Here is a 10,375-nt window from a genome sequence, read left to right on the forward strand (position 1 = left end):
ATGACCAATGACCAATGACCAATGACCAATTATCCATTTCCAGCCTACACTAGATAATTAGCAACTCGGATAATTACCAATTTATTTACTGAGCAGGTGTGAAAGTATGGAATTAACGATAGAAAATGTAGAAACTGTATTAGACGAGATGCGCCCCTATCTCATCTCTGATGGTGGTAACGTGGAAATTGCAGAATTGGATGGACCAATTGTTAAACTGCGATTACAGGGTGCTTGTGGTTCTTGTCCCAGTTCCACTATGACTCTGAAAATGGGTATTGAACGCCGTCTTATGGAAAAAATTCCTGAAATCGCTGAAGTAGTACAAGTTATCTAAATCAGTGGTAATGGGGAATGGTAATTGGTAATTGGTAAGATATACTTGTCACCTGTTCCCCGTTCCCTATTTCCCGTCACCTACTCTTTTATATATTTTATGTCTCATCCTTTGCACGTTGCGTTTATCTGGCATCAACATCAACCGTTGTACAAGTCTCCTGAAAATGGTAGTTCTCTGGTGACTAGTCAGCAATATCGCTTGCCTTGGGTACGTTTGCATGGAACTAAGGATTATTTAGATTTAGTATTATTGTTAGAGAAGTATCCTAAGTTGCACCAAACGGTGAATTTAGTGCCTTCGTTGATATTGCAATTAGAAGATTATGTTGCAGGTACGGCTTTTGACCCTTATTTAACTGCTAGTTTGACTCCTGTAGAAAAGCTGACTCGTGAACAGAAGGAGTTTATAGTTCAACATTTCTTTGATGCTAATCATCATACTTTGATTGATCCTCATCCTCGTTATGCCGAGTTATATTATCAAAAACAGGAACAGGGACAAAGTTGGTGTTTAGCAAATTGGCAGTTGTCAGATTATGGTGATTTATTAGCGTGGCATAATTTAGCTTGGATTGATCCTTTGTTTTGGCATGACCCGGAAATTGCTGCATGGTTAGCACAAGGACGTAATTTCAGTTTAGGCGATCGCCAGCGCATTTATTCCAAACAGCGGCAAATCCTCAGTCAGATTATTCCCCAACACCGGAAAATGCAGGAAAGTGGACAACTAGAAGTTACCACCACACCCTATACGCACCCTATTTTACCCCTCTTAGCGGATACCAACGCCGGACGAGTAGCTGTGCCGCAAATGACATTGCCTAAACAGCGGTTTCAATGGGTGGAAGATATTCCTCGACATTTACAAAAATCCTGGGATTTATATATAGATAGGTTTGGACAAGAACCAAGAGGTTTATGGCCTTCCGAACAGTCCGTTAGTCCAGAAATTTTACCGTATATTATCAAACAAGGATTTAAGTGGATTTGCTCAGATGAAGCCGTGTTAGGTTGGTCATTGAAACACTTCTTTCATCGAGACGCTGCGGGAAATGTCCAAGAACCAGAACTCCTCTATCGTCCCTATCGTTTGCAAACTCCCGCTGGTGAAGTGGCAATTGTTTTCCGTGATCACAGATTATCAGATTTAATCGGCTTTACATACAGTGCAATGCCAGCCAAAAAAGCCGCAGCAGATTTAGTCGGACATTTGCAAGCAATTTCTAAACAACAAAAAGAAAGTAACGATGATCAACCTTGGTTAGTCACAATTGCCCTAGATGGGGAAAATTGTTGGGAATTTTATCCCCAAGATGGAAAAGAATTTCTAGAAACACTATACGAAAGTTTGAGCAATGAACCGAATATCAAACTTGTCACCGTTTCCGAATTTATTGAAAAACACCCACCCACCGCAACTATTCCCGCTGCACAACTCCATAGTGGTTCTTGGGTAGACGGCAATTTTACCACATGGATCGGAGATCCCGTCAAAAACCGCGCCTGGGACTATCTCACCACCGCTAGACAAGTCTTAGCAAATCATCCCGAAGCCACCGAAGAAAACAATCCAGCAGCCTGGGAAGCCCTATATGCGGCTGAAGGTTCAGACTGGTTTTGGTGGTTTGGAGAAGGACATTCTTCTAATCAAGATGCCATTTTTGACCAATTATTTCGGGAACATCTCTATGGCATTTACAAAGCCTTAAATGAACCCATACCTCCATATCTGCACACTCCTCTGGAAATCCATCAAGCCCGTTCTGACCATAAACCACAAGGCTTTATTCATCCTGTCATAGATGGTAAAGGTGATGAACAAGATTGGGATAAAGCTGGGCGGATTGAAGTTGGGGGTGCAAGGGGGACTATGCACAATAGCAGCACTATCCAGCGTTTATGGTATGGAGTAGACCATTTGAATTTTTATGTGCGAGTAGATTTTAAAACTGGCGCTGTTCCTGGCAAAGATATACCTCCAGATTTGCACCTATTTTGGTATTATCCAGATAGAACAATGGTAAATAGTTCCATACCTCTAGCAGAAGTACCGGACAGCGCACCTTTAAATTATCTATTTCACCATCATTTGGAAGTTAATTTACTCAGTCAATCGGTGCAGTTTCGCGCAGCAGGAGACAATCATTTATGGTATCCCCGTGCTACTCGCGCCCAAGTTGCGCTAGGTTCTTGCTTGGAAATAGCAGTACCTTGGGCTGATTTGCGAGTCCCTCCAGATTATCCTCTGCGGTTGATTTTGGTGTCTTCTGATGATTGTTGTTTTTCTGGTTATGTGCCGGAAAATGGTCTGATTCCGATTGATGTTCCTTAGTGAGCGATTTTTATTTCGCGCAAAGGTACAAAGGAGCAAAGGAAGAGTTTTATCTCACTACTTCTTCCTTCTTCCTTCTTCCTTCTTCCTTCTTCCTTCTTCCTTCTTCCTTCTTCTTCCTGACTCCTGACTCCTGACTCCTGACTCCTGACTCCTGACTCCTGACTCCTCTCTCTAATCATGCTGGAAATGTCTAATTCTCAACTTAAAATTTTGGTGATTGATGATGATAAAGTTGTCCAAATGATTCTTAAACAAGCACTGCAAGGACAGGAATATGAAGTTATTCTTGCTTCTAGCGGTGTAAAGGGTGTTGAAGAAGCTTATAGGCATCATCCAGCTTTGATTATTTGTGATTGGCAAATGGATGAAATGAATGGTTTGGAAGTATGTCGCATTATTAAGTCTGAACCAACTTTATCTACAGCATTTTTTATTTTACTAACCGGACGTACAGCTATTGAAGATAAGGTGAAAGGTTTAGATAATGGTGCTGACGATTTTTTAAGTAAACCCCTTGATGTCAGTGAATTAAAAGCACGAGTTAGAGCCGGATTGAGGCTATATCGAAGTAATCAAGAGCTTAAAAAATTAGCTCAAGATTTACAAATTCAAAAACAGCTTTTAGAAACAGAATTACATGAAGCTGCTGATTATGTAACTTCTATTCTGCCTGAACCAATGTCGGGATTAGTTACTATCAATTCTCGGTTTTTACCTTCTAGTAAGTTGGGGGGAGATTGCTTTGATTATTACTGGTTAGATGCAGATAACTTGGTTATTTATCTCTTGGATGTTTCTGGACATGGTTTAGCGGCGGCACTTCCTTCAATTTCTGTACATAATTTGTTGCGATCGCAAACTCTACCTGAAGCAAATTTTCATCAACCTTCGGAAGTTCTCACTGCTTTAAATGAGGTTTTCCAAATGGATAAGCATAACGCGCGATACTTCACTATTTGGTATGGAGTATTTAATCGCATTTCTTGTCAACTAACATACTCTACTGCTGGGCATCCACCGGCTTTATTACTTTTTCAATCAATTGACTCTAGTTTAGAGATAAAACAGTTAATTACTCGCAGTATGCCAATTGGCGCATTTCCCGACGTAGAATATCAAGATGCTATATGTGATATTCAACCTTCTAGTAAACTCTATGTTTTTAGTGATGGCATATATGAAGTTGAACAACCTAATGGCACTTTCTGGAATCTGGATAGTTTTATTAATTTAATTACTAGACATAATCAACAACCGGAAAGAGATTTAGATCGGATTTTAGAAGATATTAAAATGGAAACAGGAAGTCAAGATTTTACAGATGATTGCTCTTTATTAGAGATAAACTTTCCTGTGGTATTGAGTAAATCGGTGTAGGGGCAAACCTCTGTGGTTGCCCCATAAATTTTGATTGCCCCATCATAAATTTTGGTTGCCCCATAAATCGGGGTAGGCACGGGGGCGCTACCCCTACGTTATACAGGATTGCTAGATATCAATGATGCCTGATTGGGTATAACTTCAAAAAATTGATTGGTGTTAGTCATATCAAATATCATTTTTACTTGCTCGTTAATTGAACAAATTACCAATCTACAATTTTTTTTTCGGACTGCTTTTAGCGTCGTTAGTAAGGCACTAAAACCAGAACTATCCATAACGGTAACATTTTGAAAATCAATCAAAATCGTTTTGATATCTGCTGCTAGAATTTCATCTACTTCCTGACGCAGTTTATTACCGGTTTGATTATTAAAAATTCCTTGGGGTTGAATCACTTTAATTTGAGAATCCATAATTTTACCTGCAATAGACATATCGAAATTTTCTCCTATTGATTTTGATTAATGAGCTTAATGGGTATTAAGAACCAGCTAATTGCTTTTTCAGCAATAAGCAGTTTTTATTTTCCAATTCACGCATATAACTAATTGTCCAGCCATAGTCATTTCTAAGTTTGAGAAAGAAAATACAGCCCCATTGATATTCATGTTCTAAAGGATCAAATTCACTTTGGCTAGTTTCTTGGTGAAAACTTTCTAAAGCTGCTTCTAAATCGAAAATATCACCTTGATCCCAAATACGAATTTGGAAATATTCAGGAGAGATTTGTACTTCTAAATCAACAGGAGTTTCTGAACTAAGATGAATATGGGCATGACGAACTACATTTGTAAAACCTTCTAGCAAACCAGTTTGTCCTTCTAACCAAGTTTGATAAGTAATCTGGTTATTATTAAATTGATTGAACCATTCTACAACTGTTGCCATTGCGTCAATATCACTGGCAACTTGCAGAGTATATTTATGGACTAATAAATTTGTTTCCATGAAAATTTGCCAAGATGGTAAACTGGTTTAAATTGCGAAAAATGGATTATACTGCCCCTGAATCTTTGTTGAAAACCACAATAAATGTTTTTAAAATTAATTGAAAATCGTAACCTAGACTCCAGTTTTCTTGATAGCGTAAATCGAGTTTAATGACATCTTCAAAATTGCGAATTTTTGAGCGACCATTTACTTGCCATTCCCCACTTAATCCAGGTTTAACATCCAATCTTTGCCAGTTGAGAATTTCATATTGTTCTAACTCATCTTGAGTGGGTGGACGAGTCCCAATTAAACTCATATCTCCGATGAGAATATTCCAAAATTGAGGAAATTCATCTAAACTAGTTTTGCGAAGAAAACGACCAACGCGAGTAATACGAGGGTCATGATCATTTTTGAAAAAAGCACCTTCCGCTTGATTTTTAATAGTAGATTTGAGGGCTTCGGCATTTGTTACCATTGAGCGAAACTTCCAAATTTTAAATCGTCTTCCCATCCAACCACAACGAGTTTGACTGAATAGGATGGGTCCAGGATTATCAAGTTTGATTGCAACAGCAATCGGTACAAACAGCACCGCAGTCACACTCAGCCCCAAAATAGCCCCAACAATGTCTATAATGCGTTTAATGGGCGATCGCACTGAAGCATGGGTTAAAGGTGGAAGTTGTTGAGATTTGCGGCTAATAGTGGGGATAATTGCCTCAGTATTGGCTTGAATATTCAAGATTTTATCCAAACCAACGAGGGAAAATGCTAGTTTTACTTGGGGATTAACACTCCAAAGCACTAGGTGAATATTTTTAGTCTTGGCTGATTTAATATTAGTAATAAGTGAACCAATTCCACTACTATCAATAATTGTCGTTTGTCCAAAATCTAAGATGATTTTAGTAATACTAGCATCTTCCACATATTGTTGAAAAAATCCCCGAAAAGAGACAGCTTCTATTACAGTTAATCGGGATGGTAACTGCACTAAAAGAGTATTATTAAAACGCGTGGTAACTAAAGATGTTGTTTTATTAGTATGAGCAGTCATCACTTTTATCTACCTAAAATTAGTTGAGAGTTTGACCGAATCGAGATTGTAAACTATTGCAAAGTGCAGTGGCATTAGTCTGAGAAACATCAGCCACAGAAACCTGTCTGGGAGCATCTATAAACCGCACCAAATCCCCCGGACACCAAGCAACAGGAACATTGATTTGTGATAGTGCTAAACCGAGTTCTACTTGATGATCATCAACGTGTTCTTTAAACTCTTGACTGCGAGAAACTAAAATGTAAGGTTTATCCAAGGAATCCAAAAGCAATAAAGTTCCTTCACCACAATGGGCAATCACAATGCGTGCTTCATTAATTAAATCTTGAAATTTCTCTTCTTTCAAAAATTGATAAACCTTTGCACCAGCCGGTAAAACAGTAGAATTACCGTATTGAACAACCACTTCTTCTTGAATCATTTCCGACTGTAACAATACCTCAATCCAGTGCATGAGACGATTGAAAGGATATTGTTCTGTACCAACGGTGACTAGAATCATAAATTAAAGAGGGAATAGGGAATAGGGAATGGGTAATAGGTAATGGGTAATAGGGAATAGAGAATCAAGTTTTTTTATCAACTTACAACTTCTTGAGAAGTAACAAGTTCAGCTTGAGGATAACGGACTTGTAATTGTGGCCACTGCACATATAAAACACTGAGAAAAGGTAAAACTAATTTGGCTGATAAACTTAAAGTATTAACCCGTGTTACCGATTCAATAAATACAGTTTTACTACCTAATAATTTACCCAAAATTAAAAAAGGAACAGCAACACCAGCGCCAGTAGAGATAATTACATCTGGTCTATTTTTTCTAATTACTTGCCAAGATAGAAAGAGATTTCTGCAAAAATTAGGAAAGTTGCGATTAGTAGGACTATAAGCCCAAGAAACATTTTCCTCAACTAATTCAGCTTCTGTAGTTGCAGTCCGAAAAGTTACCCAAACTCGCTCTTGATTTTCCCAAAAAGGACGTAATTGCTGAAGACCTTTAAAATGTCCACCGGAGGAACAAACTAATAAAATTGTCATAATTGGTGATTGGTGATTGGTGATTGGTTGATGATTAAAAAGAGTTGATTTTTAACTAATTTGTTCCTTTTGAATCCGTCGTTGCTGATTTGCTCCTGTGATTTTCATAATTAATTTTTCTAACCATTGGTATATAGACTTAGGCAAAATCCATAATAGATAGGCAGCAATCAAAGAGATAAAAGTGCGTCGAGGTTCTTCCAAAATAATCCGCCAATGTGCCATTAAAGCTTGATTTACTAGGCTAACTGCAACTTTTGGCGATCGCGCTCTTGTCGCCCGTCGTGCCAAATATCGTAATTGATAGGCTCTAGCTTTATCACCCCATTGTTTAATAAACTCAGGATTATAAACATTAGTTTTCACAAGAATTTGTTGCCAAGATTCATATTGTTTAATCAAATTAGCCGACAAACCACCACTATTCAAACGATAGAGAGTCAAAGCTTCAGGAATACCTTCTATGATCCAATTTGTTTGTAAAGCAATCCGTAACCAACATTCAATATCTTCAGATTGCCGAAACCGATCATCAAAATAAAAATCCTCCACCTCCCCATAAAGATTTTCTTCAAACTTAATATCCCTAAAAACATCCTTACGAATTACTACCGAAGATCCATTACTGATAGGATTCCGACAAAACAAATATTCAGGAGTAATATTTGTTAATTTAGGCATTTGATAGATTTCCAAATGCTTACTTTGATCATCAATAAACTGAGAACGAGAAAAACTCACCCCAACTTCAGGCGAACTTTGTAAATGCTGAAAATGTTTTTCTAACTTTTCTGGCAACCAAACATCATCACTATCAACAAAACCTAAAAACTCACCTTGAGCGTGACGAATCCCCGTATTTCTCGCCCCAGCCAAACCCCTATTTTTTTGATGAACAATCCTAATTCGCTCATCCTTAAACCCCTGACAAACTTCAATACTCTTATCAGTCGAACCATCATTAACAATAATGACCTCCAAATCTCGATAGGTTTGCGCCAGCACAGACTCCAGCGTTTCCGCCACCGTTTCTTCAGAATTGTAAACAGGAATAATTACAGATATTTTCGGCATAATATTAAATTAGGGAACAGGGAATAGGTAATAAAGAGGAAAGGAATTTTTTAGTTTTTAATTAACTTCTTTCTTTGCGCCTTTGCGAGAGAAAACTTTTTCCATCACCAAAACGCCAAACACAGCAATCAAAGTCAATAAACTCCGTCGCGGCTGATGAAACAACAACCGCCAATCAGAAACCAAAGCACGACTCATAAAATCCACCCCCACCTGTGCCGGTAACTTCAACCTAAAAGCGCGTCGAGCCAGATAACGCAAATGTAGAGCTTGAGCCAAAGCAAAATGCTTTTCAATTAATTGTGGAGCATAAACTTTCGCCTTCTCTACCAGTTGATTCCAACCCGCTTCCATGCGATATAAATTCGACGATAGCCCAGCAGAACTAGTCAGATAACGAGTTAAAACCTGATTTATCCCCGCAATTTCCCAATCACCAGTACAAATTACCCGCAGTAACCATTCCAAATCTTCGGAATAACTCATATCAGGAGAAAAGCCTCCCACTTGATCAAATACTTCCTTCCGCACCACCCAATTAGAAGTAGTAGTAGTGGGATTTTCTGAAAGTAAATATTCTGGTTTTAAATCAGTTAAACGAGAACTAGAAACTTGTCCAGTTGGTTCACCTGTTGGAGTTAATATTTCCACTTGAGAAAAACTTACTCCTAAGCGGGGGTGAGATTGAAAATGTTCCAGGTGTTGTTGCAGTTTATTAGGAAGCCATTGATCATCTGCATCAAGAAAAGCAATAATTTGACCTTTGCTTTTTTCGACTCCTAAATTACGAGCGCTGGAAACTCCCTGATTTAGTTGATGAATTAAATGAATATTATGATTTGTTTCTTGAAATTGTCTGACAACTGCAACTGTGTCATCTGTAGAACCATCATTTATTATTAATAATTCCCAATCTGAGAAAGTTTGTTGTTGAACAGATGTGATAGTTTCTGGTAAAAACTCAGCCGCATTATAAGCGGGAATAATTACTGAAACCATCGGATGATTAATAATTGTCATGGGTTTACCTCCTGCAAGAATTTAGGTAATTGTCGCCAAGTTGCCCATAAGCTATACAGAGGTTGTAATGTTAGGTGTGTAACTGTTACAGCCACCGCAGCCCCGACAATTCCCCACTGTGTACCGACCAAAATTGCCGTAGCTAAACAGATAGTAAATAGAATATTCCAACGCAATTCAATTTCTGGTTGACCAAAGGCGCGGAACATTAAGGAAGCTGCATCAGCAAAGGGACGGGATAAGGCTGAAATACAAATTAGAATTAAAATGGGTACTGCACCTCTTTCTACCCATTTATGCCCAAATACGAGGGGAACATAAAAAGGAGCTAAACTGGATTGTAAGACCACTAAAGGGACAATCATCACAGCGATTTTGCGGAGACTTTGGGTATAGCGTTGGGTGAATAATTCTGTTTGAGATTTGAGATCACATAGGTCAGAAAATAGGGAGACTCGGATAGCATTGATAACACTTAAACTAATTCCTAACCCAGCATTAAAAGCAAAATAATAAATTCCTAAAGCTTCCACACCGACAAATCTACCAATTAAAAGATAATCAACATTTTCTCTAAATATTGTTAGTAATTCAATGCCAAGTACCCGACTAGCAAAAGATGTAATTTCTTGCCATTTATCAAAGGTGAAAGATTTTGTCATCCGCCAAGGATGATATTTAAAGGTGAGAATAATCCAAATAGGGGCGACTAAAAATTTCGGTAACACAATTGCCCACATTCCCATCCCGGAAAGGGCGAAAATTGCGGTGAGAACATTATCTGTAGAGACTTGGACGGAACTAATGAGGGCGAGAATATTGAGACGATTTTCCCTTCTAATCAGGGCTGTTTGTACCATTGCTAGAGGATAGATTAGATAAGTAATGGCAATGAGACAAATAGGGAGAATCAGATGGGAATTATTGTAGAATTGTGCGATCGCTAATGATGCCAAACATTGACCGAGGAATAAAACTAAGGCAATTACCCAATTCAATCCATAAGCAGTCCGACATAATTCTTCTACTTCCTCTGCTTCTGCTTGCACAATTTTATCAGCAATACCATTGCGGGTGAAGACACGAATAAATTCAAAAGTCATCAATACAATCGCAGCTAAACCATAATCTTCAGCGTAGTTTTTCACTCTCCCCCCACTTTCGAGAGTTTATAGGGTAGGTAGAAGTAG

Annotated in this window: 12 protein-coding genes; 3 read left to right on the plus strand and 9 right to left on the minus strand. The window is 38.3% G+C overall.

Annotation, left to right across the window (positions count from 1 at the left end; genetic code table 11):
• Positions 1-106: 106 nt before the first annotated feature.
• Both FJR05_RS20185 and FJR05_RS20190 read left to right on the plus strand, forming a co-directional pair.
• Positions 107-337, plus strand: coding sequence for a NifU family protein (locus FJR05_RS20185; RefSeq protein WP_168645782.1), 231 nt, complete (start codon positions 107-109; stop codon positions 335-337).
• Positions 338-436: 99 nt separating this feature from the next.
• Positions 437-2,671, plus strand: coding sequence for a glycoside hydrolase (locus tag FJR05_RS20190; RefSeq protein WP_168645783.1), 2,235 nt, complete (start codon positions 437-439; stop codon positions 2,669-2,671).
• Here the strand turns inward: FJR05_RS20190 and FJR05_RS20195 are convergent.
• Entirely contained in the window at positions 2,668-2,853 is a 186-nt protein-coding gene (locus FJR05_RS20195; RefSeq protein ID WP_168645781.1) for a hypothetical protein, read from the minus strand. The genes FJR05_RS20190 and FJR05_RS20195 overlap by 4 nt on opposite strands.
• Between FJR05_RS20195 and FJR05_RS20200 the strand changes: the two genes are divergently transcribed.
• On the plus strand, positions 2,852-4,051 hold the full coding sequence (locus tag FJR05_RS20200; RefSeq protein WP_168645784.1) for a SpoIIE family protein phosphatase: 1,200 nt from the start codon (positions 2,852-2,854) through the stop codon (positions 4,049-4,051). The genes FJR05_RS20195 and FJR05_RS20200 overlap by 2 nt on opposite strands.
• 98 nt (positions 4,052-4,149) lie before the next feature.
• Here the strand turns inward: FJR05_RS20200 and FJR05_RS20205 are convergent, their stop codons facing one another.
• From FJR05_RS20205 to FJR05_RS20240, 8 genes are all read right to left on the minus strand, one after another.
• Positions 4,150-4,470: an STAS domain-containing protein gene (locus tag FJR05_RS20205; RefSeq protein WP_168645785.1), complete on the minus strand. Its 321-nt coding sequence runs from the start codon at positions 4,468-4,470 to the stop codon at positions 4,150-4,152.
• Between the two features lie 67 nt (positions 4,471-4,537).
• The gene (locus tag FJR05_RS20210; protein ID WP_168645786.1) at positions 4,538-5,005 is read right to left on the minus strand and encodes an anti-sigma regulatory factor; all 468 of its coding nucleotides are present in this window, start codon (positions 5,003-5,005) and stop codon (positions 4,538-4,540) included.
• A 46-nt stretch (positions 5,006-5,051) separates the two neighbouring features.
• Positions 5,052-6,050, minus strand: a complete 999-nt coding sequence (locus tag FJR05_RS20215) for a sugar transferase (protein WP_168645787.1) — start codon at positions 6,048-6,050, stop codon at positions 5,052-5,054.
• 19 nt (positions 6,051-6,069) lie between these two features.
• Positions 6,070-6,555: a glycosyltransferase gene (locus tag FJR05_RS20220; RefSeq protein WP_168645788.1), complete on the minus strand. Its 486-nt coding sequence runs from the start codon at positions 6,553-6,555 to the stop codon at positions 6,070-6,072.
• 77 nt (positions 6,556-6,632) lie between these two features.
• Entirely contained in the window at positions 6,633-7,091 is a 459-nt protein-coding gene (gene pssD / locus FJR05_RS20225) for a PssD/Cps14F family polysaccharide biosynthesis glycosyltransferase (RefSeq protein ID WP_168645789.1), read from the minus strand.
• A gap of 51 nt (positions 7,092-7,142) precedes the next feature.
• On the minus strand, positions 7,143-8,165 hold the full coding sequence (locus FJR05_RS20230) for a glycosyltransferase family 2 protein (protein WP_168645790.1): 1,023 nt from the start codon (positions 8,163-8,165) through the stop codon (positions 7,143-7,145).
• 57 nt (positions 8,166-8,222) lie between these two features.
• Positions 8,223-9,185: a glycosyltransferase family 2 protein gene (locus tag FJR05_RS20235; RefSeq protein WP_168645791.1), complete on the minus strand. Its 963-nt coding sequence runs from the start codon at positions 9,183-9,185 to the stop codon at positions 8,223-8,225.
• Positions 9,182-10,333 (minus strand): oligosaccharide flippase family protein, encoded by a 1,152-nt coding sequence (locus tag FJR05_RS20240; protein ID WP_371416920.1) that lies wholly within the window; start codon positions 10,331-10,333, stop codon positions 9,182-9,184. Before FJR05_RS20240 ends, FJR05_RS20235 begins: the two co-directional genes overlap by 4 nt.
• Positions 10,334-10,375: the final 42 nt, after the last annotated feature.

The organism is Dolichospermum sp. UHCC 0259, from assembly GCF_009711935.1.
Classification (GTDB): Bacteria; Cyanobacteriota; Cyanobacteriia; order Cyanobacteriales; family Nostocaceae; genus Dolichospermum.